Source organism: Thermococcus sp. ES12 (genome assembly GCF_012027515.1).
GTDB classification, from domain to species: domain Archaea; phylum Methanobacteriota_B; class Thermococci; order Thermococcales; family Thermococcaceae; genus Thermococcus; species Thermococcus barossii.
Genome location: NZ_SNUP01000002.1, coordinates 177,759 through 203,149, shown reverse-complemented (window position 1 = coordinate 203,149; position 25,391 = coordinate 177,759). Strand labels below are relative to the sequence as shown.

The 25,391-nt window shown below is 57.1% G+C and carries 26 protein-coding genes; 8 read left to right on the top strand and 18 right to left on the bottom strand.

The window, feature by feature from the left end; genetic code table 11:
* Positions 1-20: 20 nt before the first annotated feature.
* The 3 genes from pyrI to pyrB are packed head-to-tail and all read right to left on the bottom strand — an operon-like array spanning position 21 to position 1,538.
* Positions 21-476 (bottom strand): aspartate carbamoyltransferase regulatory subunit, encoded by a 456-nt coding sequence (gene pyrI, locus E3E37_RS05860; RefSeq protein WP_167715720.1) that lies wholly within the window; start codon positions 474-476, stop codon positions 21-23.
* Positions 477-611 carry a hypothetical protein gene (locus E3E37_RS11725; protein ID WP_255453649.1) on the bottom strand — a complete coding sequence of 45 codons (135 nt, stop codon included), beginning with the start codon at positions 609-611 and terminating at the stop codon, positions 477-479.
* Positions 612-1,538 (bottom strand): aspartate carbamoyltransferase, encoded by a 927-nt coding sequence (gene pyrB / locus E3E37_RS05855; RefSeq protein WP_167715718.1) that lies wholly within the window; start codon positions 1,536-1,538, stop codon positions 612-614.
* A 118-nt stretch (positions 1,539-1,656) separates the two neighbouring features.
* Here pyrB and E3E37_RS05850 point away from each other — a divergent pair, with 118 nt between their 5' ends.
* The 3 genes from E3E37_RS05850 to E3E37_RS05840 are packed head-to-tail and all read left to right on the top strand — an operon-like array spanning position 1,657 to position 3,237.
* Positions 1,657-2,547 carry a thiamine-phosphate synthase family protein gene (locus E3E37_RS05850; RefSeq protein ID WP_167715716.1) on the top strand — a complete coding sequence of 297 codons (891 nt, stop codon included), beginning with the start codon at positions 1,657-1,659 and terminating at the stop codon, positions 2,545-2,547.
* Positions 2,544-2,882: a VanZ family protein gene (locus tag E3E37_RS05845; RefSeq protein ID WP_167715714.1), complete on the top strand. Its 339-nt coding sequence runs from the start codon at positions 2,544-2,546 to the stop codon at positions 2,880-2,882. Before E3E37_RS05850 ends, E3E37_RS05845 begins: the two co-directional genes overlap by 4 nt.
* Positions 2,824-3,237 carry a secondary thiamine-phosphate synthase enzyme YjbQ gene (locus tag E3E37_RS05840; RefSeq protein WP_167715712.1) on the top strand — a complete coding sequence of 138 codons (414 nt, stop codon included), beginning with the start codon at positions 2,824-2,826 and terminating at the stop codon, positions 3,235-3,237. The genes E3E37_RS05845 and E3E37_RS05840 overlap by 59 nt, the downstream gene beginning before the upstream one ends.
* Before the next feature lie 216 nt (positions 3,238-3,453).
* On the opposite strand, the gene E3E37_RS05835 is transcribed toward E3E37_RS05840, so the two are convergent.
* The 3 genes from E3E37_RS05835 to E3E37_RS05825 form a co-directional block, all read right to left on the bottom strand.
* Positions 3,454-3,720 (bottom strand): PLDc N-terminal domain-containing protein, encoded by a 267-nt coding sequence (locus tag E3E37_RS05835; protein WP_167715710.1) that lies wholly within the window; start codon positions 3,718-3,720, stop codon positions 3,454-3,456.
* Between the two features lie 153 nt (positions 3,721-3,873).
* On the bottom strand, positions 3,874-5,220 hold the full coding sequence (locus E3E37_RS05830) for a cyclic 2,3-diphosphoglycerate synthase (RefSeq protein ID WP_167715708.1): 1,347 nt from the start codon (positions 5,218-5,220) through the stop codon (positions 3,874-3,876).
* 189 nt (positions 5,221-5,409) lie between these two features.
* Positions 5,410-5,847 carry an aminoacyl-tRNA deacylase gene (locus tag E3E37_RS05825; RefSeq protein WP_088865290.1) on the bottom strand — a complete coding sequence of 146 codons (438 nt, stop codon included), beginning with the start codon at positions 5,845-5,847 and terminating at the stop codon, positions 5,410-5,412.
* A 65-nt stretch (positions 5,848-5,912) separates the two neighbouring features.
* Between E3E37_RS05825 and E3E37_RS05820 the strand changes: the two genes are divergently transcribed.
* Positions 5,913-6,368: an alanyl-tRNA editing protein gene (locus E3E37_RS05820; protein WP_167716326.1), complete on the top strand. Its 456-nt coding sequence runs from the start codon at positions 5,913-5,915 to the stop codon at positions 6,366-6,368.
* Here E3E37_RS05820 and E3E37_RS05815 read toward each other — a convergent pair.
* From E3E37_RS05815 to E3E37_RS05790, 6 genes are read right to left on the bottom strand one after another with little or no spacing between them, the layout of a single operon-like run.
* On the bottom strand, positions 6,365-7,156 hold the full coding sequence (locus tag E3E37_RS05815) for an extradiol dioxygenase (RefSeq protein ID WP_167716324.1): 792 nt from the start codon (positions 7,154-7,156) through the stop codon (positions 6,365-6,367). The two genes, E3E37_RS05820 and E3E37_RS05815, sit on opposite strands and share 4 nt — an antisense overlap.
* 5 nt (positions 7,157-7,161) lie before the next feature.
* Complete coding sequence (thrC, locus tag E3E37_RS05810) at positions 7,162-8,292, bottom strand: threonine synthase (protein WP_167715706.1); 1,131 nt, start codon at positions 8,290-8,292, stop codon at positions 7,162-7,164.
* Position 8,293: 1 nt separating this feature from the next.
* Entirely contained in the window at positions 8,294-9,385 is a 1,092-nt protein-coding gene (locus E3E37_RS05805; RefSeq protein ID WP_167715704.1) for a hypothetical protein, read from the bottom strand.
* Positions 9,386-9,439: 54 nt separating this feature from the next.
* On the bottom strand, positions 9,440-10,042 hold the full coding sequence (gene psmB, locus E3E37_RS05800; RefSeq protein WP_167715702.1) for an archaeal proteasome endopeptidase complex subunit beta: 603 nt from the start codon (positions 10,040-10,042) through the stop codon (positions 9,440-9,442).
* 46 nt (positions 10,043-10,088) lie between these two features.
* A complete protein-coding gene (locus tag E3E37_RS05795) occupies positions 10,089-10,811 on the bottom strand; it encodes an ABC transporter ATP-binding protein (RefSeq protein ID WP_167715700.1) in 723 nt (240 codons plus the stop codon).
* Positions 10,808-11,821 carry an iron ABC transporter permease gene (locus E3E37_RS05790; RefSeq protein ID WP_167715698.1) on the bottom strand — a complete coding sequence of 338 codons (1,014 nt, stop codon included), beginning with the start codon at positions 11,819-11,821 and terminating at the stop codon, positions 10,808-10,810. The genes E3E37_RS05795 and E3E37_RS05790 overlap by 4 nt, the downstream gene beginning before the upstream one ends.
* Before the next feature lie 87 nt (positions 11,822-11,908).
* Between E3E37_RS05790 and E3E37_RS05785 the strand changes: the two genes are divergently transcribed.
* Complete coding sequence (locus tag E3E37_RS05785) at positions 11,909-13,861, top strand: hypothetical protein (RefSeq protein WP_167715696.1); 1,953 nt, start codon at positions 11,909-11,911, stop codon at positions 13,859-13,861.
* Positions 13,862-13,871: 10 nt separating this feature from the next.
* Here E3E37_RS05785 and nurA read toward each other — a convergent pair whose 3' ends face one another.
* The 4 genes from nurA to herA are packed head-to-tail and all read right to left on the bottom strand — an operon-like array spanning position 13,872 to position 20,922.
* Positions 13,872-15,134, bottom strand: a complete 1,263-nt coding sequence (nurA, locus tag E3E37_RS05780) for a DNA double-strand break repair nuclease NurA (protein WP_167716322.1) — start codon at positions 15,132-15,134, stop codon at positions 13,872-13,874.
* 51 nt (positions 15,135-15,185) lie between these two features.
* Positions 15,186-17,843, bottom strand: a complete 2,658-nt coding sequence (gene rad50 / locus E3E37_RS05775; RefSeq protein ID WP_167716320.1) for a DNA double-strand break repair ATPase Rad50 — start codon at positions 17,841-17,843, stop codon at positions 15,186-15,188.
* Complete coding sequence (gene mre11 / locus E3E37_RS05770; RefSeq protein ID WP_167715694.1) at positions 17,833-19,143, bottom strand: DNA double-strand break repair protein Mre11; 1,311 nt, start codon at positions 19,141-19,143, stop codon at positions 17,833-17,835. Before mre11 ends, rad50 begins: the two co-directional genes overlap by 11 nt.
* Positions 19,144-19,152: 9 nt before the next feature.
* A complete protein-coding gene (herA, locus tag E3E37_RS05765; protein ID WP_167715692.1) occupies positions 19,153-20,922 on the bottom strand; it encodes a DNA double-strand break repair helicase HerA in 1,770 nt (589 codons plus the stop codon).
* Between the two features lie 186 nt (positions 20,923-21,108).
* On the opposite strand from herA, the gene rimI reads away from it, so the two are divergent.
* Positions 21,109-21,612: a ribosomal protein S18-alanine N-acetyltransferase gene (gene rimI / locus E3E37_RS05760; RefSeq protein WP_088865277.1), complete on the top strand. Its 504-nt coding sequence runs from the start codon at positions 21,109-21,111 to the stop codon at positions 21,610-21,612.
* Entirely contained in the window at positions 21,609-22,124 is a 516-nt protein-coding gene (endA, locus tag E3E37_RS05755) for a tRNA-intron lyase (protein WP_088865276.1), read from the top strand. Before rimI ends, endA begins: the two co-directional genes overlap by 4 nt.
* On the opposite strand, the gene E3E37_RS05750 is transcribed toward endA, so the two are convergent.
* Together E3E37_RS05750 and E3E37_RS05745 are read right to left on the bottom strand one after the other, a co-directional pair.
* Positions 22,121-22,933, bottom strand: a complete 813-nt coding sequence (locus E3E37_RS05750; protein WP_167715690.1) for a DUF835 domain-containing protein — start codon at positions 22,931-22,933, stop codon at positions 22,121-22,123. The genes endA and E3E37_RS05750 overlap by 4 nt on opposite strands.
* 185 nt (positions 22,934-23,118) lie before the next feature.
* Complete coding sequence (locus tag E3E37_RS05745; RefSeq protein WP_167716318.1) at positions 23,119-24,306, bottom strand: glycine C-acetyltransferase; 1,188 nt, start codon at positions 24,304-24,306, stop codon at positions 23,119-23,121.
* On the opposite strand from E3E37_RS05745, the gene E3E37_RS05740 reads away from it, so the two are divergent.
* Positions 24,305-25,390, top strand: a complete 1,086-nt coding sequence (locus E3E37_RS05740) for a replication factor C small subunit (RefSeq protein ID WP_371731692.1) — start codon at positions 24,305-24,307, stop codon at positions 25,388-25,390. The two genes, E3E37_RS05745 and E3E37_RS05740, sit on opposite strands and share 2 nt — an antisense overlap.
* Position 25,391 lies beyond the last annotated feature (1 nt).

Here is a 25,391-nt window from a genome sequence, read left to right as displayed (position 1 = left end):
GGAGGGATTTTAAGGCTTTCTCAGAGGTTGCCCAGTATCTCCTCCTCTTCCATCGTCCTCTCGCAGTAGTGGCAGCGAACCTTGAGGGGCTCCTTTGAGACCACGTAGAATTTTGAAACGGTGTATTCGTGGTTGCTGACGCAGTTGGGGTTTGCGCAGCGAAGGATCCCGGTTATCTCGTCCGGAATCTCGACCTTGAACTTCTCCGCGACCTTGTAGTTCCTCACGATGTTGACCGTCGCGCTCGGGGCGATGAGAGCTATCTTGTTCACCTCCTCCTCGCTCAGGAACCTGCCCTCTATCTTGACTATGTCCTTCCTTCCGAGCTTCCCGCTGTGGACGTTCGAGGCGAGAAGGAGAACGCCGCCGTTTGGCCTGTTGAGGCGGAGTATCTCGATAACCTTCAGCCCCTTTCCAGCCGGGATGTGGTCTATGACGCTTCCCTCTCTGATGGCGGTAACCTTGAGCTCGGCCATTCACAGCACCCCCGGAATTTCAGCCCTTGCCTTCGCAAGCGCTGGCGGAAGTTTTGGGGTTTCACCAACGTGCTCAATCCCAAATGCATCCCCCCGCATCATCGAGAGGGGATGCAATCTCAAACCGGCATTCATTCACAGCACCCCCAGCGTTAATCCGAGCAGGGCCATCCTAACCGGAACTCCGGAGAAGACCTGCCTGAAGTAGAGCGCGTGCGGCGTTTTATCCACCTCAGGGTGTATCTCATCCACCCTCGGGAGGGGATGCATTACCCTGAGGCTCTCCTTTGCCTTCTTCAGAACCGCGCAGTTCACCTGATAGCTACCCCTTACCTTGAGGTACTCCTGCTCGTCAGGGAAGCGCTCGCGCTGGATTCTGGTGACGTAGAGGAGGTCAAGCTCTGGAATCGTTTCCTCAAGGTCGGTCGTCTCGTGGACCTTAACGCCCCTCTCACGGAGCTCTTCAACGATGTGCTTCGGCATCCTCAGGAGTTCGGGTGAGATGAGGTAAAGCTCGACGTCGTAGAAGGCCAGGGCCTCCGCGAGGCTGTGGACGGTTCTTCCGTACTTCAAATCGCCGAGCAGGCCTATGGTTAAGCCGTCGATTCTCCCGAAGGCGCGCTTTATGGTGTAGAGGTCAAGGAGCGTTTGGGTCGGGTGCTGGTTGCTGCCGTCGCCGGCGTTGATGACAGGTATCTCCGCCACCTCGGCTGCAAGCCTCGCGGCCCCTTCCATCGGGTGCCTTATCACGATGACATCGCTGTACTGCTCGACCGTCTTTATTGTGTCTGCCAGGCTCTCGCCCTTCCTGACGCTCGTGCTTGCCGCGGAGGAGAAGCCTATGACCGAGCCGCCGAGGCGGTGCATCGCGCTCTCGAAGCTCAGCCGTGTCCTCGTTGACGGCTCGAAAAAGAGGGTAGCGAGTATCTTCCCTCGTGCGTAGTCGAGCGAGCCCTTCTCGTTCAGCTCAGTTTCAAGCCTTTCGGCAACCTTCAAAACAAACTCGATATCCTCCTTCGAGAAGTCCCTTACGCTTATCACATCGCGTCCTTTCCAGTCCATAGAAGCCCTTCCGATGTAAAAATCGATGGGTTTTTAAACATTTTTTGACATAAAGTTGTCCAGACAATCCTTTAAACCTCGGTTCGAAGTTTCAATAACCTGGTTTTAGGGTGGTAGCATGAGGACTCCCAGCGTTTACATAGCCGAGGAGCTGATGCCGTTTCTGAGGGCCAAGATAGCGGAGAGGCTCTACAGCGAGGGTATGAAGCAGTCCCAGATAGCCGAGTACCTCGGCATAACCCAGGCCATGGTGAGCAAGTATCTCTCCGGCAGGTACAAGGTTCCCCCGGCGGAGGTGGCGGGCAAACTGGATGAGGTCGCCAGCGAGGTTTCCAGGTTCATCCTCTTTGGGGGGCACCGTGATGAGGCGGTTCTTCTCGTGGCGAGAAGACTCTTTGAGCTCTTTCAGAGCGGGTTCCTGTGCAGCTTTTATGCCGAGTACGCGGGGGTGAGCGAGGACGCCTGCAGGTCTCTCTTTGCCGTACGTCCACTCAGGGGGGAGATTCTTGAGGTTCTGAACATGGCACTCAACGAGCTGATCAAAAACGGGAGATTCCCCGAACTCATCCCCGAGGTCAGAAGCAACTTTGCCTATGCCCTTCCGTCCCCCAAAGGCATAGAGGACGTTGCGGCGATTCCCGGAAGGATAACGGCCGTTAAGGGGAAGGCCTTTGCGCTGCCGCCTGAGTTCGGGGCCAGCGAGTTCACCGCGAGAATACTCGTTAGGCTGGCCGGGATCAGACCTGAGATACGCAGTGTTCTCAACATCCGGTACGGCCACGACATTGAAGCCGCCCTCAGAGCCGCAGGCTTCAGAATCGCGACGGTTAAAACCGGCGGACTGAGCGAGGATGAGGCCGTGAGGGTTATAGCGGACGTCTTCAGAAAGGACTCCTACGATGCTGTCATCGACGTGGGCGGTTTCGGGGTCGAGCCGCTGGTGTATATATTCGGGGAAACACCTTTTGAGGTCGTGGAGAAGCTCAAGAGGCTGGTGGATAACCTTTGAGGCGAAGACTTCTCTTCCTCTACGTGCTCCTTCTTCTGTTTCTGAACCTGACTCCGAGGGTCCCATCGTCGCCGGTTCAGAACGGGGACAAGCTCGCACACCTGGCAGAATTCCTGCTCCTGGGCTTCCTCGGCCGGCCAGTGTGGCCATATCTCACGCTCCTCCCCTTCCTGCTGGAGTTCCTCCAGCTCTTCGTCCCCGGGAGGACGTTCTCCCTCGCCGACATGGCCGCAAACCTAATAGGCTTCTCCGCCGGAGTTCTGCTCGGGTGGTGGCATGAAGGTCGTAACGAGGGAGCTCCGCTTTTCCACGAGGGGGGAGATCGATCTGGTTGACATAACACGTGAGGTTGAGAAAACAGTTGAAGAATCCGGAATCGAGAACGGCCTCTGCCTCGTCTTCGTCCCCGGGGCAACGGGGGCCATAGTCACGATAGAGCACGAATCCGGCCTTCTGGAGGACTTCAAGAGGGCTTTGAAGGAGCTCATCCCCAAGGGCAGGGGCTACCTCCACGACAGGATAGATGACAATGCCCACAGCCACCTCCGCGCTACGCTCCTCGGGGCGAGTGAGTGTTTCCCCGTCGTTGACGGCAGGCTCGTGAGGGGCACGTGGCAGCAGATCTTCTTCGTCGAGCTCGATGTGAGGCCGAGGCACAGGCGGGTTATTGTGCAGGTCATGGGGGAGTGAGGACTCCCGGCTCTCACACCTTTATAAACCTTGAGAAGTGGGAGTTCTCAGAGTTTTAAAAAGGGAGCTCAGGTCTTGATGGAGTTTTCTGCCTTATCGCTTTTTCTTGAGCCGGACAGAATAAGGGGGTAATAACCCGCCCAAGTTCATTGACTCCGCCCTCGGCGGTGCTCCCCGGGCAAATTTACTTGGGCGTCATGCCTAAAAGGCTTCCGGTCAGTACACCCTGACGGAATCATCGGGAGTGCCGGTTTCAGGCTTCTCCTCGTACTTGCCCGTCCTCTTGACGAGCAGGTAGTACACCAGCGCCCCCAGTATCGTGAAAAGGAACGCCAGGACTATCCACAAAATCTTCTCCAGGTTCGACATCTTCTTCTGCTTTGTGAGGACGTCGTAGATGACCCACACGAGTGCCAGCAGCTGGAGGGCCATGAGTATCATGCCGAGAACCCATACCGCACTGAACATCACGAGCTCGTTCATTGAACCACCCAACAAAACAACGCTTCTGGGTAGAAAAATCTTTCTAGATCATAGGGCGTGAGGTAGGAGATCCTGCAGGTTGCCCCGGATGAGGATCACAGCGGTTCTCTGCGGTGATTCTATGAATATGAAGAAGAGAAATGGAAAAGAAGCTCACTTCTTGAGCTTCTCGCACTTCTCGACGAACTCCTTGAGAATGTCCCTGAGCTTCGGCTCGCCGATCTCCTCAAGCTCGTAGCGGACGCGAACGGCCGGCTTGTTGAGCTTCATGACGCGGCGGAGGTCGATGGGAGTTCCCATGATGACGACGTCTGCATCTGCGCGGTTGATGGTCTCCTCAAGCTCCTTGATCTGCTTGGCGCCGTAGCCCATCGCCGGAAGGATGACGTCGAGGTGGCTGTACTTCTTGTAGGTCTCAACGATCGAGCCGACGGCATAGGGCCTCGGATCGACTATCTCCTTAGCCCCGTACTTCTTGGCGGCTATGTAGCCGGCACCGTACTTCATGCCGCCGTGGGTGAGGGTTGGGCCGTCCTCAACGACGAGAACGCGCTTGCCCTTGATGAGCTCCGGCTTGTCCACGTAGAGCGGTGAGGCACCATCGATGACGATGGCGTTCGGGTTGACCTTCTCGATGCTCTCGCGGACCTTCTGGATGTCGTCCCTGTTGGCGGTGTCGATCTTGTTGATGATGATAACGTCAGCGGCGCGGAAGTTGGTCTCACCGGGGTGGTACTTGAGCTCGTGGCCGGGCCTGTGCGGGTCGGTGACGACTATCCAGAGGTCCGGCTCGTAGAACGGGAAGTCGTTGTTTCCGCCGTCCCAGAGGATTATATCGGCCTCCTTCTCGGCCTCGCGGAGGATCTTCTCGTAGTCAACGCCGGCATAGACAACCATGCCCCTGTCGATGTAGGGCTCGTACTCTTCTCTCTCTTCGATGGTGCACTCGTGCCTGTCGAGGTCCTCGTAGCTGGCGAAGCGCTGGACGACCTGCTTCCTGAGGTCGCCGTAGGGCATCGGGTGCCTTATGGCAACGACCTTGTAGCCCATTTCCTGGAGGATCTGGGCGACCTTTCTGCTGGTCTGGCTCTTTCCACAGCCGGTTCTGACTGCCGTAACCGCTATGACGGGCTTGGTGCTCTTCAGCATGGTGCTCTTCGGGCCGAGGAGCCAGAAGTCGGCACCGGCGGAGTGAGCTCTGCTCGCGAGGTGCATGACGTGCTCGTGGGAGACGTCGGAGTAGGCGAAGACAACGATGTCAATGTCGTGCTCCTTGATGATCTTCTCCATATCATCTTCGCTCCAGATGGGGATTCCGTTCGGGTAGAGCTCGCCGGCGAGCTCGGGCGGGTAAAGCCTGCCCTCAATGTCGGGAATCTGAGTTGCGGTGAAGGCCACAACCTCGTACTCGGGGTTGTCCCTGAAGAACACGTTGAAGTTGTGGAAGTCCCTACCAGCGGCGCCCAAAATGAGAACCCTCTTTCTCTTCTTTTCGGCCATGTTGACCACCTCAAAAGCTGTTAATTCGGCACTGGTGTATCGTTTTTGGCATTTATAACGGTTTTTGTTTAATGGTGCAAGCTTCTGGCGTGAATTATTCGGAACGGCCCTCAGCAAACTGAAAAACATTCAAGCGCCGCTGAATAATCTCCGTCTGAATTTACCTGCGGGGTTAATAACCCGCCCCCTCTACTCGCGAACGTCCATCACCTCGGCCTGCTGGTACTCCAGTATCCTTTCCGGCCTTATCCTGAGGAGCCGATCAATAGCCCCTCCGCCGCCGATGACGTACTCGTTCTCCAGAACCCTCTGATCCATTATCGTTCTGAGCGGCACCCCGATAGGGGGAACACCTCCGACCTCGTAGCCTGTAAGTTCTCTGACTTCCCGGGGGCTGGCAAACCTGCACCCTCCGAACTTCGCCTCCAGCTTTGCCATGCTCACCCTCGATTCGCCGTCAACTATGACGAGAAGGGGCCCGCTTTCGCTGATTATGACGAGGGACTTTATCACCTGTCTCCGTTCAACGCCAGCCTCCCGCGTGGCCTGTTCGACGGTCTTAACTGGCCTCCCGATATCGAGTATCTCCGCCCCCAGGGCCTTCGCAATTTCTTCGATATTCACCATACCAGCACCCAAGTGGAATACGGCGCAACCGTTAATAAGCCCTCCGAGAATATGGAACGATGCCTATGTCGTCGGTTGAGGTCAGGACTCACACGGCCCTGCACGTCGTTAAGGGGGCGGTCGTTAAGGTTCTCGGCGATGGGGCGAAGTGGACGGCGAGCGTTTACGTTGACGGGAACCACGGGAGGCTGGCGGTCAAGTTCGACAGGAAACCAACGCCTGAAGAAATCGCCGAGATAGAGCGCCTCGCCAACGGGAAGGTGAGGGAGAACGTTCCCATCGAGGTCTATGAGCTGCCTAGGGAGGAGGCTGAAAAGCGCTTCGGCGAGGATATGTACGACCTCTTTCCAATCCCGCCGGAGGTTAAAACGCTGAAGGTGGTCGTAATCGAAAACTGGAACGTGAACGCCTGCAACAAGGAGCACACAAAAACCACTGGCGAGATAGGGGAGATAAAAATCAGGAAGGTTCGCTTCAGGAAGAGCAAGGAGTTGCTTGAGATAAGCTTTGACGTCCTTTAGTTCTTCCTCACCCACAGAGCTTCGGCCATACCGAAGTATGTCGGACAGGCGTACGCTGAACTTTTCAGCTCGAATTCAGCCTTTCTCATCGCGCCGAGCATTATTAACATCTGCCAGTAGCTGTCCACCAAGGCGTTCCTCACGAGCTCCTCTGGAACGCTGGGGAGCTCATCGAGGCGGTTCTCTTTAATCAGCTCCATTACCAGCCTGTCGTACTCCTCGCTCTCCTTTCTGTAGCCGTAGGGTCCGTTCGGATCGTGGGCGTGCCCGTGGTCTGCGCTGACTATCAGCGCGACCCTCTTTTCCTCTTCTTCAATGACCTCCCCGAGGACCTCGCCGAACTTTATGAGGGTCTCCCTCGACACTCCCCTTGTGGGGGTCATGAGAACCAGCGGTTTCCTCTCAAGGAACTGGAGCGGGATCAGCTCCCCCCAGCTCAGGGGCCATCTTGAATACTGCCCTTTGAGGGAGGCGAAGTGCAGGTCAACGACGGGCATTTCGGCATCTTTCTCCGCGCGGTAGATTTTTTCGGCCAGCTCAACGTCGGTCTCCCACTCTCCTGGCAGTTCCTTTCCCTCGAAGCCGAGCCACGAGACGAGATGCTCCGCCATTACAACCCCGAGGTGGTCGCTCATCCTCGCGTTGTGCGGGCTTATCAGGACGTAGGAATCAGCTTTCCCGAACTCCTCGCCGATTCCCCTCAGAACCTCCGCCAGCTTCCTCGTTTCCTCGTCAGGAGGCTCAAGAACCGGGTTCCCGTGGGGCATCAGGCCTATTCCGACGAGCATTCCCATCACCCCAAACATCCCTCAAGTCTTTCGAGGGGGCATTCCCTTACCTCCCCGGCCGGCGCGTTTCTCAGAGTTCTCAAACCCGAACCGGTGAGAATGGAGACGACCTTTGCCCCCTCCGGCAGGCTGAGCTTTCTCAAAGCGGCTACCCCTGTGGCGCTCGCGGGCTGGACGAAGAGGCCCTCGCGGGCGAGCTTTCTCTGTGCATCAAGGATTTCCCCGTCGCTCACCGAAACGCAGCCCCAGCCGAACTCCCGGAGGAGCTTTAGAACCGCGTTCCCGCTCGGCGGGTAGGGGTTGGCTATGGCCTTGGCTATCGTCTTCGGGTTGTCAAAGCGCTCTATTCTCTCTTTCCCTCCCTTGAATGCCCGGCATATTGGCGAACAGCCCTCGGCCTGAACGGCGATTAGCCTCGGGAGTTCTTCAATGAGCCCGCTCTCGTATAGCTCAATGAAGCCCTTTGCTATTCCTCGGAAAAGGCCTCCCGAGCTCGTTGGAATCAAAACGTAGTCCGGTGTCAGCTCTTCCGCTATCTCGAAGGCGATGCCTTTGTAGCCCTCTATCCTGAAGGGGTTGTCCGAGTTGATGAAATAAACGCCCAGCCTTTTCCCCAGCTTCAGGCTCTCGAAGTAGAGCTTTCCATAGTCGCCGCGAACCCTGATGACGTCCCCGCCGTAGACGGAAACTGCTTTGAGCTTCTCGTCGCCCGCGCTCTCTGAGACGAGTATCTTCGCCTCCAATCCAAAGCGGGAGGCGTAGGCCGAGACGCTCGCCGCCATGTTGCCGGTTGATACCGTTCCGACAGCTCTGTAGCTGGCCCTGAGGGCGTAGCTCATCGCCAGAAAAGTCCCCCTGTCCTTGAAGCTCCACGTCGGGTTCACCGTCTCGTTCTTGAGGTGGAGCCTAACTCCAAACTCCTCTCCGAGCCCTGAGCGTACAAGCGGCGTGTCGCCCTCGCCGAGGGAAAGCTCAAGGGCCGGTTCCACCGGCCAGAAGTCCCAGAAGCGTTCCCAGGCTGTCTTTCCGATGTAAGGCTCCGCGTTGAACGGCTCGAACTCCACTGGCTCGCCGCACTCGCACCTCTGAACCGGTTCGTCGTAGGTTTTTCCGCAGATTGAACAGACCAGCCTCACATCAGTCCCTCCTTTCGGCGATCAGGAGAACGGAGCTTCCATCAATCCTTATCGTGTAGTTCGCGTAGGTGTTGCCCTCCGCGAGCCTGGAGAGGGTTTCCCCGAAAGTCCTGGCAGCCTCTGGCTTTGAGAAGACAACCATCCACTGGAGCAGGTAACCGCTCGCGTTTTGAGTCAATAGCAGTTTGTCTCCCCTCCAGGAGCTCGAAACGTTCCAGGCCGTCTCGTTGTCAAGCTTCGCAACGTCTCTGAGAAGGAGGTAGACGTAGTATTCGCCGAGCCTGTCTTCCTTGAGGACGCGCGAGTTCGGCGGTGCATCGAGGGTAACGTTGAGTGGGGTGACGTTCTTGAGGTAGAGCTCGGGATGCATGACTTGCTGAGCCGAGACGGGATAGCGGCCGTAGGCCTCGTTAACAAGCTCCCAGCCGCCTTTCTCGTAGAGGTACCTCACGAAGCGGTCGCCGAAGACGTAGGGGAAGATGTGGAGGTCGGTCAATGGCTCCCCGCTCAGGGAGCGTATCTTGTGTATCGGAATCCCGTTCCTCTCGCAGTAGATGTCCGCGACGAGGTCGGCGTCCCCTTCAATGAGGGACTGAACCGCTATGGTGCCGTCGTAGGTGTCTGCCCCGTACTTCGCGTTGAACCACTGCTTCTGGAGCACGTGAACGCTTTCATGAGCTATCGTCCTCCTGGCGGTGTCAGGGTTCGAGGCGAAGTTCTCCTGGATGATGTATATCGTATCCCTCACGGTGGCCGCTATCCAGTTGGCGCTCCGCTCGGTTTCCTTTCGTATGTACCGGTAGCCCGGCGGAAGGAGAAGGGTCATCTTATACGTCAGTTCCTCTGTTTTCATCCTCTCCATGTCCGCCTTGCCGGGCCGCCACTTGGCCAGGGCCTCGTCCTTTGTAAGAACCACTATCCTCGGCCTCTCCTTGAAGGTGAGGTTCCTTATCTCCTGAACCTGGTCAAGTATTTCGTTTACCTCTCCCAGAACAGCGCTTGGATTGACGGTCAGTCTCTCCGCTGCGTAGAGCGCCGAGACGAGCAGGACTATCAGCCCAAGAACCGCAAGCTTCTCTGGGAGATCCTTCATACCACCAACTCGAAAAGAGGATTAAAAAGGGCTTTGGTGCAACCGTTGAACGGTTCACCCCTTGAACTCAACGAACTCCTCCTTCATGCCGTCCTTCGTGATGACGACGACCTGAACCTTCCTGCTGCCGGTGTAGACGTCGCGCTTTCCGGCCGTTCTGACGGCCCTGATGGCGAGCTCCTTTGCCTCCTCGACGCTCATGTCCTTCTTGAAACCGTCCTCAAGGACGGCTATGGCGAAGGGACTGCCGGAGCCAGTCGCTGTGTAGTCATCGAAGATTAACCCTCCCATCGGGTCGAGGTTGGCAAGGGTTGGCTCCTCGACGTAACCCCCTATGATTATCTGGACGAGGTAGGGGAACCACTTGTTCTCGTTGAGTATGTTGCTGAGCAGGTTGGCCATCGCCTTGGTGCTCATGGGCCTGTTCCAGGTGAACTGGTAGTACCTCGCTTCAGCCTCGAGCATCCTCGCGAGGGCCTGCACGTCGCCGACGCTTCCCGCGGTGGTTATGGCAATTCTTTCGGTGATCGGGACTATCTTCCGGATGTTCAGCGTTTCGACCATGTGGTCGAGGGAAGCCTGCGTATCCGCGGCCAGAACGACACCGTCCCTGGCCTTTATTCCCACGGTGGTGGTGCCGGTTTTCTTCGTTTCCATTCTCTCACCCCTAACCCTTCTTCTCACGCCGGGTTTTAAACCTTTGCTAGACGCTGGCGAGAAGAACCCTGTGGCCGTCCACCTCCGCTATCTTTGCCTTCACGCCGTAGACCTCCTCGATAATATCCGGCTCCAGCTCCCCTGGCTTCCCTTCCCAGTGCTTCCTGCCCCTGTGAAGGAGAATGAGCCTGTCGGCATAACGAAGGGCCAGGTTCAGGTCGTGGAGAACGGCTATGACGATTTTTTCCCGGCTCATCTCCTTTAGAAGCTCCATTATCTCCAGGGCGTGGTTTATATCCAGGTGGCTCGTTGGCTCGTCCAGAAGAATCACCTCACTGCCCTGTGCAAGGGCCCTCGCTATCAGCGCGAGCTGGTACTCGCCGCCGGAGAGGAACGTAACCGGCTCCTTCCGGCGCTCCCAGAGGCCAACCCTTTTGAGCGCCCCCTCGACGTTTCCCCGTGTCGCGTAGGTGCCGAGTTCGACGAACTCCTCTATCGTGAAGGCGAACTCGGGGAAGGAGCTCTGGGGGACGTATGTTATCAGCTTGGCCCTTTCCCTGGGCTTGAGTTCGAGCAGGTTCGTGCCGTTGAACCTCACGTGGCCATCTGGACTCAGGATCCCGACCAGGCACTTGAGGAGGGTTGATTTGCCCGCTCCGTTGGGTCCGATTATCGCCAAAAGCTCGCCTTTCTCTGCGCTGAACTCCACTCCCCTAAGGACTTTCCTCTCACCGTAGGCAAAGGAAACACTAACCTCCAGTCCGCTCATGAGTACAGCTCACCCCTCTTGTGCTTCATCAGGAGGTAGAGGAAGAAGGGCGCCCCCATCAGCGCGGTTATGATGCCGACCGGGAGTTCGGTCGGTCTTGCAACTGTCCTGGCCAGCAGGTCCGCGAAAACCAGAAGGGTGCCCCCGAAGAGGGCGCTCGCCGGAACCAGCTCCCGGTGGTTCGGGCCGAGGAGGAGGCGCATTATGTGGGGGCTGACCAGGCCGATGAAGCCGATTATCCCGGCCGTTGAGACTGCGAAGGCAGTCAGCAGGGCTATGGCTCCGATGAAGAGCTTCCGGTAGAGGTGAACGTCCAGACCGAGGGCTATGCTCTCCTCCCCGAAGAGTATCAGGTTCAGCTCGCGCCACTTCCAGGCGAGAAAACCGACACCAAGGAGTGCAACGACGAACATTTCACCCACGTCGCCCCAGTCGGAGCCGTTGAAGGTCCCCATGAGCCACATCCAGGTCACGTGGGCCCTCTCGCCCTGGCTTATCACTAGGTACCACGTCACGGCGCTCGCAAGGAAGCCATACGCTATCCCCGCCAGCAGGAGGGTGTCAACGGGAACGTGGCCGTCAACCTTCGAGACCGTATAGACCACAAAAACCGAGAGGATTGCGGAGACCAGGGCAAACGACCCCATGTGGGCTGGAGCGTAGATCGCCCCCAGCGCGGCCCCTATTCCCGCCCCGGCGCTCACGCCTATTATGTAGGGGTCGGCCAGGGGGTTCCGGAAGAGGGCCTGGGAAGCGACGCCGGCCGAGGCGAGGGAGAGCCCGACCAGATAGGCCAGTAGAACCCTCGGGAGGCGGAGCTCCCACACGATGATGAATGCCTTCGGTCTCTCTCCTGGGTTTACGGGCAATACTCCGGACAGGGCTGATTTTATCCCGTAGGCCACGCTGGCCGTTACGTCAGGGGGGTTTAGGCTGACCGAGCCTACGTAAACGCCGAGGAAGCCCGCCATGAGCGAAAGGGCCAGCAGGGTTGGGAGCCATTTTTTCATGGCAGTGGATTATTTGTCCAGGCGTTTAAATCTTTCGGGCTAAATATAAATAGTTCGGAAGCGTTACCTTATGTTGGTGAGGATACGATGAATAAACTCAAAGCGGTTTTTGCAATACTGCTGCTATTCGGCATGCTCCTCCCACCGGCTTCCTCGGCTGTGATAGTCTCCGAACTCCGGCCGCCTATAATAATCGTTGGCAATATCCCCAGGGATTTCGTGATTGGTCCCTACGAAGAGTTCACCGTGTACTTCTACATAGCGGACGATTTTGGAGTCACGACGGGCAAGGGGAAGGTTGAGGCATACTACCGGATAGACAGTGGTGACTGGAAGCCCGCATATGTCAGAACCGCAGCGGCCGGTGAGAACTGGTCCCTCTACCAGTCAATAATACACCGCTTCTACGGCGAGAGCCAGAACTTTTACGTCTTCTACCGCAAGATAAACCTACCGGGGGCGCCGCCCGGAAGCAGGATAGAGTTCAAGATAGCCGTCACTGACGTAGAGGGGCACACCTCTTACAGCCCGGTTTACTCCTACTACGTTGCCAACCCCGGAGGTCCGAAGGTTCTCATAGTTGACCCATCCGTCGAGGCCATGGCATTTGAGAAGTCCCTGGATTCGCTGGTGATCCAGTTCAATGTCTCTAGGAGCTTTTACCACTACAACCTCTCGGACTTTGAGGCAGTTGCCGAGCCCCTGCTCAAGCTTAAGCCCTGGATGCTCACCGAACACAACTGGGGGGAACTTGCCAAGTACTACAACATAAGAATAGTCTCTCTTGATGAGCTTTCCGAGGCTCTGAAGGAATTCCAACCTCAGGCGGTGGTGCTCTCGAACCTCTGGCTTCCTGAGTGGGGCCTCTCCAAGGACCAGATATCGGCCCTCAGGGACTACCTTGAGACGCACCACGCCGGCCTCGTGGTCACCTCCGGAACGCTCTTTGACGCCACCAACCCGCAGCACATCGGGAGTGTAGACGGCTCGCCGGGTATAGCGGGACTTCTCGGTTTAGACCCGCTGATCATGGCAGGCTCGGCCAAGGACGGGCTCAACCTTACCCGGGCCTCGGTCATGGTTCCCTTCATAGGCACAGGCTATTCCCTCGTGCTCTCGGAGAGGGGACCCTTCAACGGAGGCACCGTTGACGTTGGCACGTACTCAACGGTTGGATGGCAGTACGTACTCTCGTCCACTCACTTCGGCATAGCCAAGAGGAGTGTTTCACGCTTCGCCGCGGAGAACGGCCTCAGAATGCGGGAGATGGGTGAGTCCATCAAGAACCTCACCGGTGTGCAGTTCAACTTCTCGCTCTCCGCATCAATGGTGCTCCCGGAGGTAGTTTCCTCCATGGAGGTTACGGATAAGGGCGTTGTGATGACTCACGGCGGTCTTAAGGTGGAGCTTGCAGTTGAGAGGGGACTTCTCGAACGCATCAGGCTCCTCCATGCCCTGAAAGGTTATGCGCCGATGCTACTGGCCCGCACCAGCGACTACAGCGGCGGAATACTTGCCATGGAGGGCGACTACCGCGCGGTCTACAGCTCCGTTGAGCTTGAGGCCGGTAGTACGGAGGAACTTTCAGTTCTCAGGAAGCTGGTTGACTGGGTTCTGAACTATGAGCCTGTCCAGATGCCCGAGGTGGTTATCCTGGCCAACGACATAGACTGGGGCATCAAGGGCAATCTGCTGGCGGCACACCTCGGTGCACTTGGCCTCTCTGTGAGGCACGTCACGGCCGACGATTTCGAGGCCTACCGGAACTCAAAGATAGTCATAATCCTTGGGGGTCCCGACGCCTACGACGGCGTTGGCGGCTACGTTCGTCAGGTTCTCAGTCCGAACGAACAGAACGCGGTAAGAACGGGAGAAAGGGGAATGTTCATCAAGACCAACGTCTGGACCGAGGGACAGGTGGTCGTGGTTCTTGCCGGGCAGGACAGGTGGCAGACGGGAAGAAAGACAAGGGACTACATGAACGGCCTTGACAAGCAGTACATCAGAATCCTCGCGACCTTCACTGCCCCGGTTTCCTGAGCTCTCTTTTTTACTCCAGTGGACTCCTTCCGTACTTCAGGAAGACCCTCAGTTCGGGGGTTTCGGCCTTTATTATGTTGAGCAGGGCATTCAGCTCCGCCTCAAAGGCCTTCTTCTCGATTTTCACACCCTCGTGGGCCCTCTGGAGAGGCCTGAAGTAGCCGTTCCCCTCGTGCCAGAGTATCTCCGCCAGCAGGTCGTCGTCTATCGTCCTGTTGCTCTGGAGGAGGTATATGATGCCGCCCTTCATGGTGCGGATGTAGGCCATGGGAACGCCGTTCTCGATGTAGTGCTCCACCCTCGGGAAGCTTTTCCTCAGAACACGGGGCATCCTGTGGCTTATCGCCTTCCCACCCTGGGTTATCACGTAATAGCCAGCTCTCTCCTCGCCGTAGGTCTTTCTGAGGTACGCGTCGAGGTAGGGCACGTCAACGATGTCCACACCGAGCTTCTGGGTCAGCTTCCTGTTGTAGAAGCTCTTCGCGACGTAAACGAGGTTCAACTGCAGGAGCATCTCAAGCGAGTACAGGTACTCCAGGTAGCCCAGGACGACGTGAACCGCGTTTCTGGCGTCGTCGATGGAGAGGCGCTTGCTCTCGGCGTACTCTTCGAGGTTCTCCAGTATCTCGGTGGCCCTCACGGTGTCCTCCTCTTTGAGGGCCTTTCTGATTTCCCTGAAGGCACCGTCGTAGTTGATGATTTCCCTCCCTTCCATGGCGGTGTAGTACTCGGCGTAGTCCTCAAGAACCCTGTCGGCCAGGATTACATCGCCGTTTACCCTGTTGCCGGCCCTCAGCTTTCTTTCGAGCTCATCGTAGTGCTCGCCCAGCTCCTCAATGAAGCGCTCCATGAGCTCCTCAAGGCGCTCCTCCCCGAGGGCGCTCTTTATGGTGGTTATCCCCCTTACGCTCTCGGGATAAACCGGCGGCCTGGTGAGCGAGCCGGTGAGCGTTCCGTCCATCATGACGTAGTCAACGTTCCCGAGCTTGGCCGCCAGAAAGCCCAGCTTGTTCTCCAGAGTCTCCATCTGGAGCCTTATGATCTGGTCGGAGATGCCCTGGTTGTACAGCATGGCGTTGGTGTATACCAGCCTGTAGGCCGGGCCGTTGCCGAAAGCGTAGCTGGAAACCGCGTAGAAGATGGTTCCGCTGAGCCTCTGCTTTCCCTGGCTTCCGTCGATGGCATAGACCCGGCTCTTCCTCCTCTCTGGAAGTTCGCGCCACTCGATTTCCCTGAGCTTCCCCTGAGCCTCCGCGTAGCCCCTCTGGAGCATCTCCTTTATCCTGTCAACGCTGGCCCTGTCTATCAGCCTGTACCCCAACGCTCACACCCCCAGCTCGACTTCCTTGACCACCGAAACGCCGTTCTCAAGGCTGACCCTTATCACGCGGTCGGCGGCGTCCTTCAGCTCCTCATCGTGTGAAACGACTATGACCTGCGGTATCTTCCTCAGGTAGCGCTGCATTATGTCCACGAGCCTTCTCCTCCTCTCGTCGTCGAGGTACGGCGTCGGCTCGTCCAGGATGAGGAGGCTTATCTCCCCGGCCAGATAGAGCGACAGCGCCAGGCGGAACGCCAGGCCGAGGGCTATCCTCTCCCCACCGCTGAGGAACCCGAGCCCGTATTCCCTGCCGTTGTAGAGCACCCCGAGCCTTATCCTGTTCTCCTCGGCCTTCACGGTGACCCCCGAGTACTTCTCCTCGGTCAGCTCCTCGAATATCTCGCTGGCTATGTCCCCGACCCTCGCCAGTGCGCCTTCCTTGAGCATGGCCTTGTAGCGCCTCACCTTTTCGCGGAGCTCCTGAACCCTCTCGCGGGCCTTTCTGAGCTCGTCAAGTTCCCTCGCCTTCTCCCTCCTGCGTTCCTTCTCCTCCCTCAGCTTCCCGAGGTTCTCCATCGTCTCGTCGCGCTTCCTCTCAAGGGCCTCCAGCCGGGCCCTCTTCCCGGCCAGCTCCTCCCTGAGCGATGTAAACGCCTCCCTGGTCCTCTCGTGCTCCTCCCTGCTGTAGAGCCTCTCCTTCTCCGCCAGCGCTTCCATGAGCCTTTTCAGCGCCCTGTTCTCCTCGTCCAGCTCCATCTTCACGCCTTCCAGTTCCGTCCTGAGCCTTTCCAGGTTCTTCCTTTCCCTCTGGAGCTCGCTTTCCGCCCCCTTCAGTTCGAGGTAGCGCCTGTAGGTCGGTTCAAGGCCGGCAAGTTTTTCGTCAAGCTCCTCCATCCCAGAGAAGCCCATTTCCCGGAGCTCGTCATCGAGCTTCCTGAGCTTTTCCTCAACGGACCTGAGCTTCCCCTCCGTGAGCGTCCTCTTCTTTTCGAGGGCCTTCACCTTTTCAAGCTCCGCCCTGGCGCTCTCCAGCTCGCCTTCGAGTCTGTTCAGCTCGCCCTTCACCCTCTCGTATTCCTCCGCCCTCTTCCTGAGCTTCTCAAGGTCGTACTCCTTCAGCCTCTCCTCCAGGCCGGATATCTGGTCCAGGAGCTCTTTTGCGGCTATCAGCTCGCGCTCCCTCTTCAGAACCTTCTCTATCCTGACGAGCTCACCCCTGAGCTTTCTCTCCCTCTCGTCGAGCTCCTTCAGGGACAGGGAGACCTCCTTGAGCTCGGCCTGGTACTTCTCGATTATCTCCTTCCGGTGCTTCTCGGTCAGCTTCCTGCCGCAGACGGGACACTTACCCTTCGCCTTCTTCAGCTCCATTATGGCCCTGTTCCTCTCCTTGACCCGGTTTTTCAGGCCGCCGCGTTCTTCGTTTATCTCCTCCAGCTCCCTCTGTATCTCCTCCTTTCTCTTCCTCGCGTCCTCGATCTCCTTGGCCAGGTCTTCTATCTCTTCCCTGGAAAGCTTGAGACGCTTTTTGAGGCCCTCAAGCTGGGATGAGATGGACCTGACATCCTCATACGCCTTGGCGTCCTTTTCAAGTCTCCGGAATTTCCTTTCGAGCTCCTTCTTCTCCTTTTCCAGCTCCCCCAGGCGCTTCTCCAGTTCACTCAGCTCGGCGAGACGCTCATCTATCGCCTCAATCTGCGCCCTGTAGTTCTCGGCGAGCTTCTCGTTTCTCGCCTTCTCGTCGGTGTATCTCTTTCTGAAGTTTGAGAGCCTGAGATAGAGCTCCGCCTTCTCCCTGAGCTCGTTGAACTCCCTCACCTTCTCCTCCAGCTCGTGCAGGCGTTCCTCGCTCTCGGCGATGCGCTTTTCCAGACCCTCAACCCTGGTTTCGAGTCTCTTCCTGTTGCCCTCCCGCTCTTTAATCTCAAGCCGGAGGGAGTTCAGGCTTTTCTCCAGCTCATCGAGTTCCCCGAGCTTTTTCTCAACTCTTTCAAGCTCCCTCTCCAGCTTTGGAATCTGGGGTGAAAGCTCGTTTATCTCCCTGAGGGCGCCCGAGAGCTCCTTTTCCATCTCCCCGATCAGCTCGTCGAGATTTTCCGTGCTCTTCAGGTAGTCCTCTATTGATTTTATCCTGCGTTCGATTTCCTTCCGGACTTCCAGGAGGTTCTTGTAGGCGTTCTCGTACTTGTCGAGGCCGAGAACCTGCCTGACGACTTTCTCCCTGCTCTCGTCGCTCTCAAGGATGGCGTCTATCTCTCCCTGGCGGATGTAGATCGCGTTGAGGAAGACATCGTACGGAACGAGCTTCTCCATCCAGTCCCTCACGGCCTTCTGGCTCGTTTCGGTGGCGTGCTTCCAAGAGCTCCCGTCGTGGTACTTTGCAAAGGCCACCCCGCGGGTTATGTTCCGGTGGAGCTGGTAGCTGACCCCGTCCTTCTCGAAGAACACCGTTATCTCCGTGGACTGGCCATCGACCCTGAGTATGTCCTCCTTTTTGAGGTCCTTGGGCTTGCTCGGCCAGTAGAGACCGACGAGAAGGGCATCGAGGAGTGAGCTCTTCCCCGAGCCGTTCTGACCGACTATGAGGTTTATCCCGCTCGTGAAGCTGACCTTCGTGAGCCTGTGGGAACGGAAGTCTTTGATTATGAGCTTCTCAATCCTCATCTCCACCACCAATCCAGGCGAGAAGGTTGGTTGGTTTGCCCTTTGGCTTGGCCTTCTTCGTCTCCCGAACCTTTCCGGGCTTTTCCTCCTTCTCAGGGGACGCTGGCTCTTCGTCCTTCTTGGGCTTTTCCTCATCCCACCCGCTCAGGAACAGCTCAACTACCTCCTCGACGGCCTCGAACTTCTTCTCTCCCGCAAGCTCTATCGCCCTCAGCTCTATCGGGGTGAAGTAGTCCGACGGCTTTAGCGCCCCTTCGCCGCCGGGGGACTTGAGCTTCCTCTCGAAGCGCGTTCTCAGGTAGAGGTACTTGACATCGAGGATTTCCTGGAAGTGAGAAACCTCGTAGGGCTTTTCCCAGCGCAGGTCGAGTCTCACGAAGGCCTCCCGTGGTATCTTGCTTCTCAGACGCTTCAACTCCCTCTTTGCGGTTTCCTCGTCAGCCCTCAGCTTGATGTCTATGAATGGCCTCACCTTGAGCTCGATGAACCTCGCCCTCCAGTCCTCGACTATGTAGAAGCCCTTCCTCGTGCCGGCCTCGGGGATGAAGCTCCTCCCGTTCCAGCGGTACCTCATCTCGTAGTCCCCGAAATCCCAGCGCTGGAGCGAGCCGGGGTAGACGAGCGTCCCTATGTCGTAGCTGGTGACGAACTCCCTGTGGATGTGGCCGAGGGCGTAGTACAGGTAACCCTTGGGCAGGTCCTCCATCCTCAGCTCGAAGTAGTCACGCTGGCTCTCCGGGATTATTCCCATCATCTTCTCTATGAGCTCCTTTATTCCCTGGTGGAGCATGAGGATGGCGTCCCCTTCCGGCCTGAAGATTTCCGAGAGGCGGTTGCGCTCGAGCCAGGCCGCGCTCATGTACTTCAGCCCGTGTATCTCGACGGTTTTTCCGCCCTCAACGACGCCCTTGACGAGGTACTTGCCACCAAGCCTCTCGCTCGTTAGGTACTCGTTCTCGACCTTCTCCTCCCTCAGGCCGACGAGGTGGAGCAGTCCGAGTCCCTCAAGGAGGTGGTACGCCGAAATCCTCCTCTGGGTTCTGTCGTGGTTTCCCTCTATGGCAAAGACGGGGATTCCCTCTCTCTTCGGGATCTCAAGTATCTCTATGGCCGTCTTTATGGTCTCCGGGCTGGGCCGGCTTGAGTGAAACAGGTCGCCGGCTATGAGGATGAAGTCGACCTTCTCCCCCACCGCCCTCTCCATCGCCTCCCTGAATGCCTGGGCGAACTCCTCCGCCCTGTAGGGGAGGCGGTACTGCTCGAAGCCCAGGTGAACGTCTGCCATGTGGGCGAACTTCATGCTAACACCTCAGAAGTCCAGCTCTATGCCCTCCTCCTCGTAGAGCTCCTCCTTCTTCTCCTCTGCCTTTTCTCGCTCCGCCCTTTCCCTCCAGCGCCTCACGACGCCTATGTCCTCACCGCCGTAGTCCCCGCCGAGCTCCTTGAAGTTGTAGACCTTCACGAGGGCCGGTAGGCTTATGGCTTGGCCGACTATCACGGCCTCGCCCTTGCCGAGACCCGCGATGTCGCTCATGAGCTCGCCGCTGAGCTGTTCGCTGGCCTTTATGACGTAGTTCTGGTCGTTGGGGTTGACTATGCGCATGATGATCTTGGTGTTCGTCTGGCTGAGCACGTCCTCGCTGAGCCTGCTGGGCCTCTGGGACACCAGCCCCATCCCGACGCCGAACTTCCTTCCCTCGCGCGCGATCCTTCCCAGTATCCTAACGGTTCCACCCTTCTCACCGTGGGGTGCGAAGATGTGGGCCTCCTCCACTATTATGAGTATGGGCTCCGAGAGCGCGGGGTAGCTCGTCTCGACCGAGCGAATGAACTCCTCAAGCTCCTTAACCTCCTCCGAAACCGCCGAGATTCTGGTTCCGTACTTTCTCCTGAGGTATTCGAGCCTCTTCCTGGCCTTCTCATAGTCCATCCTCGTCTCGAACATCTTTTCGAGGAGCTTAGCCGCGACGAGCTTCATCTGTCCCTCGTCGAGGGGGCCGAGGTCTATGACGTTCACCATCCCCGCCCTAATGGATGCCACTATGTCCTCCCCCGAGAGCAGGTGGCCGTAGTTCCTGAGGAAGCGGGATATCTTCATGGTGAGCCTCGTTATGGTCTCCCTCTCCGTTGCCTTTATCTCGCCGAGGTCGCGGTACTTGTTCGCGTGGGGATCCCAGTAACTTCCCCCAGCGTTGGCCACCCAGTTCTGGAGGAGGTCGAGGACAGCCTTGACTATCTCTCTTCCCCCCAGGTTGGGGTTCTCGTGGAGAACCGTGTCCCATGCGCGCAGGAGGTAGGAGCGCTGTATCGTGGCGTTGCTCTGTATCTCCATGAGGTCAGCCAGCTCCTCCCCGTCCATCGTTTCGGGCTGTATCCTCGCCTCTATCAGGTTGACGTACCTCGTCCCCGTTCCCGGAAGGCTCAGGCGCATGTAATCCCCGTGGGGATCGAGAACTATCACGGTACCCCTCAGCTCCTCAACCATCTTCCAGAGCATTACCGACACGGTGTTGCTCTTGCCCGCTCCGGTCACCGCCAGAACCGCGAAGTGCCGCGAAACCAGCTCGTCGGCGTTGAGGTATATCGGCACGTCCTCCCTCAGGAGGAGGGTTCCAACCTCAATGAAGCCGTCTCCACCGTAGTAAATGGCCCTGAGCAGGTCGGAGCTGGCTACGTAGACCCTGTTTCCGTTGGGGACTGGGACGCGGTTCGGAACTATCTCGGCCCTCTCGCCCCTGAACTCCACCTTCCCCAGCACGTGGACGGTGACTATGAGGGCCTCGTTTTCCCCTATGCTCTCACCGTACTCCCTGAGGTCAATGTCAAGGGAGGCGAAGGTGCTTTTCCCCTCGCTGAGGAGCCAGTTGATGTTCTTTATTCCCCTGATGGTGCCGATAATCCACTCGACGTCCTCCCCCCAGCGGCAGTCCCTTTCCTTTGCCTCCTTGCACAGTCTTGCAACGACGAAGTCCCCAAACTTGAGGTCGCTATCGGGATGAGCGTAGAACTGGAATGAGTTAACCGTGGCTTCACCGGTCACGATTCCAACCGGATCGTTGAGGTCTTCGGCTATGCGCATAACATCACCTATCGGTTGACTTGGTTTTCGGGGGCTTTAAACTTTACTCCGGAAAGTAGGGGGGAGAATCAGCCAGGAATCCGGTCATCATCCCGCCGTCAGGTTCGAGAGTGCTCATCACGGGGGGTGGCCACCCCCGACGGAGTTCTCCTCAAGTCTTAAAAGCTTTGGTGCGTAGGTTATAACATGAGCGTATCCGTGAGGGAAGCCGGCGGAAGGATTCCGCTGGCAATGGTCGTCATAAGGCCTGCGAAGCTCTTCGACATACCCGATGTCGTCAGGATAGAGCGGCTCTCGTTCAGGGAGCAGTACCCCCGTGGCGTTTTTCTGGTGTTCCTTGAGAACAACCCTGATACTTTCCTGGTGGCCGAGTACCGGGGAAGGGTAATCGGCTACGTGATGGCGTACCTCCGTCCCGACCTTGAGGGCCATATAATGAGCATCGCCGTTGATCCCGCCTACAGGGGAAGCGGCATAGGCTCGGCCCTGCTGAGCGAGGTAATCGAAAGGCTCATAAAGAAGGGCGCCCGCTACATCGGCCTGGAGGTTCGTGTGAGCAACGAAGGGGCCATAAAGCTCTACGAACGCTTTGGCTTCAGGAAGATAAAGCGCATAATCGGCTACTACGCCGACGGTGAGGATGCATACTACATGCTAATGCCCGCTGAAGAGTGGGGTGGGAGGAATTGAAGGAACCCATAGTCTTTCAGCTCAGCGGCGATAGGGTCTTCAGCGAGCGCGAGAAGGCGATAAACCAGTTCTACAACAAGCGCTATTTTGGAGAGGTCGTGAACGGGAAGCTCTTTCTGTCTCTCATAGAGGCCGCCTACCTGATGGAAAAGGGAAAGATACGGGTCTTCGACGGTGACAGGGAGCTCTCCTTCCGGGAGCTGGTGGATCTCGGCAGGAAGCGTGACGACCAGTTCGACATAAAACTCCTCGTCTACACAGACCTGCGCGACAGGGGCTACACGGTGAAGTCCGCCCTCAAGTTCGGCTCCCACTTCAGGGTTTACAGGCGTGGAATGGACGAGCACTCCCAGTGGCTGGTCTGGGTCGTCCCGGAGAACCTCCGCTTCAGTCCAAACGACATAACCGCCCGCGTGAGGGTGGCCCACGGTGTCAGGAAGAACATGGTCATGGCGGTGGTTGATGAGGACAACGACGTCGTCTACTACAGGATTGAGTGGGTGAAGTTTTAGGGCTGGGGTTTCATTCTCTCAAACTCTCTGTACATGAGGTTCACGGTCTTTTCATCCAGGCTTTCCGTGTCCAGGGGAACTATCACCACGGTGTTATATATCGTTGTGTAGTCCTTCAGGGTCGTGAGGAACTTGAAAACCGGGGCGAAACCGTTCTCCAGGATGAGATACTCGACTCCATCGAGGAAGATTATCTTTGGATCGTCGGTCTTCCTTATGAAGTCAACCATCGTCTGGAGAAGGAACTCAAGCCGGGTGGGAGAGACGGCGTTTTTGCTCCTAACGGTGGTGAGCCACAATATCGGGGTCTTTTCGATGTTCAGACGTTCCCTGACGACCTCCGGAGGGTGTCTGGACACTATGAGCCCTGCCCTTCCGCGCAGAAGTTTCGCTATCACGGGGTAACAGTTGGGTAAATTGCACAGGTACAGACCGGGCTTGAGGGGTTCCCCTTCTTCCTTTCCCGTGAACTCTATCACGGGGACGAGTTCGTACCTCTCCGTGAGGACGGTGAGTAGGCTCCACCATCCCGCAATGAATATTGCCGCGGCCAAGAGTGCTAGGAGGTTTCCTATGGCGTTCACCAAATTCACCTGCTCTGAAGTCAGAAGAAGGAGTCCGTTGCTCCTTAGGTCAAGGAGCAGGAAAACAGACTTACCCAGGACGCCCACCAAGAAGGAGAGCATTGCGTAGTCGTAGAACCTCTTGAGCTCGGGATAGTGGGAGATAAATTTTCTTCTGCGGCCGATGGTTATGAGGAACAGGCTTATGAATGCAACCTCCGCAAGCACCGCGATGATTATCGCCATCGGCCACCACCGCTGATAACCCGGTTATTCCACAATACATTGTTTTCTTTCCAACAAATTATATTTTTCGGTAGTGCTTCGAAATTATCAAACGCTGTAAGTTCTAAATTTTCAACATAAAGGGAACATAACATTCGAATAAAGAACCATCTCTGGAGAAAAAGTTGAAAAACAAGGGGGTAACATCACTTCAAAAATCCAGTCTTCTTCCCGAGGTCTTCGAAGGCGTCGAGAACGTACTGGAGGTCCTCCTTGCTGTGGCCGGCCGATGGCTCGAGCCTTATCCTCGCGGTTCCGAGCGGGACGGTCGGGTAAACTATCGCCTGCGCGAAGATGTTGTACTCGTCGTAAAGTCTCCTTGAGAACTCTTGGGCGGTCTTCTCGTCGTAGAGCATGACCGGTGTAATCGGGTGCTTGGTGTTACCGAGGTCGTAGCCAAGCTCCCTCAATCCGTTCTGGAGGAAGTGGGTGTTGTCCCAGAGCTTTTTAACGAGCTCATCGCTGTGCTGAAGTATCTCGACGGCGGCTATGGCCGCGGCAACGTCTGGCGGGTTGGGCGCGCTGGAGAAGAGGAACGGTCTTCCCCTCTGGCGGAGGTACTCGATTGCCTCCTCCGGACCGGCGACGTAGCCGCCTATAACACCGAAGGCCTTGCTGAGCGTACCCATCTCGAAGTCAACCTTGTCGTGGAGCTTGAAGTGGTCAACGATACCCCTTCCGCTGTCTCCGAGGACACCCTCGCCGTGGGCGTCGTCTATGTAGAGCATGGCATCGTACTGTTCCGCCAATTCGGCCATCTCCGGAACAGGAGCGAGGTCGCCGTCCATCGAGAAGACACCGTCGCTGACTATTATCTTCTTCTCCTTGTCCTTGTTCTCCTTGAGCTTCTTCTCAAGATCCTCCATGTCAAGGTGCTTGTAGATAACCTTCGGCGCGCCGCTGAGGCGCATTCCGTCTATAATGCTCGCGTGATTGAGTTCCTCACTGATAAAGACACCGTTGTCCTTCTTGGTTAGCAGGGCACTTAGGGCACCGAGATTGGCGTTGTAGCCGCTCTGGAAGAGTATCGCGGCTTCCCTCTTCTTGAACTTGGCTAACTTCTCCTCCAGTTCAACGTGGAGCTCCATAGTACCGGCTATGGTTCTAACGGCACCGGCACCGACGCCGTAGTCGAGGATTGCCCTTATGGCGGCCTCCTTTATCTTGGGATGGGCGGCCAGGCCGAGGTAGTTGTTCGAACACATGTTGAGAACGCGCTTTCCATCGACGACGACCCAGGGGCCCTGGGCGCTTTCAAGCTTCCTGATGGTCACATAAAGGCCCTTTTCCTTGAGCTCCTTGAGCTCTTCCCTAATCCAGTCAAGCTTCGCCATGAGAACCACCGGTGATTCTTGGACATCGAGGTATAAAAGTTTTGCACATGGCAAAAGGCTTAATACCCCAAAGGCTCATAAGCCTCTAGGTAGGGTGATAGCTATGCCGGAGGAAGTTAAGGAGGTTAAAATCCTTGAAAAGCCCTGGGTTGAGAAGTACCGGCCCCAGAAGCTCGACGACATGGTGGGGCAGGATCACATAGTCAAGCGCCTCAAGCACTACGTTAAAACCGGTTCCATGCCCCATCTCCTGTTTGCGGGCCCTCCGGGCGTTGGGAAGACTACAGCCGCCCTGTGCCTTGCGAGGGAACTCTTCGGCGAGGGCTGGAGGCACAACTTCCTTGAGCTGAACGCGAGCGATGAGCGTGGAATAAACGTCATCCGCGAGAAGGTTAAGGAGTTCGCGAGAACCAAACCCATCGGCGGTGCGAGCTTCAAGATAATCTTTCTCGATGAGGCCGATGCCCTAACCCAAGATGCCCAACAGGCCCTGAGGAGAACGATGGAGATGTTCTCGAACAACGTCCGCTTTATCTTGAGCTGTAATTACAGCAGCAAGATAATTGAACCCATACAGTCGAGGTGTGCCATCTTCCGCTTCAGACCGCTTCGCGACGAGGACATAGCGAGGCGCATAGAGTTCATAGCCGAGAACGAAGGGCTTGAACTGACCGATGAGGGACTTCAGGCTCTTCTCTACGTTGCAGAGGGAGACCTCAGGAGGGCGATAAACGTCCTTCAAGCTGCTGCCGCCCTTGATACAAAGATAACCGATGAGAACGTCTTCCTCGTTGCCAGCAGGGCCCGCCCGGAGGATGTGAGGCAGATGATGCAGCTCGCTTTGGAGGGCAACTTCTTGAAGGCGAGGGAGAAGCTCAGGGAGATACTTCTCAAGCAGGGTCTCAGCGGTGAAGATGTTCTCATTCAGATGCACAAGGAGGTCTTCAACCTGACCATACCCGAGGACAGGAAGGTGGCCCTGGCCGACAAGATAGGCGAGTACAACTTCAGGCTCGTTGAAGGCGCGAACGAGATGATACAGCTCGAAGCTCTGCTGGCTCAGTTCACCCTGATGGGTAAGTGAT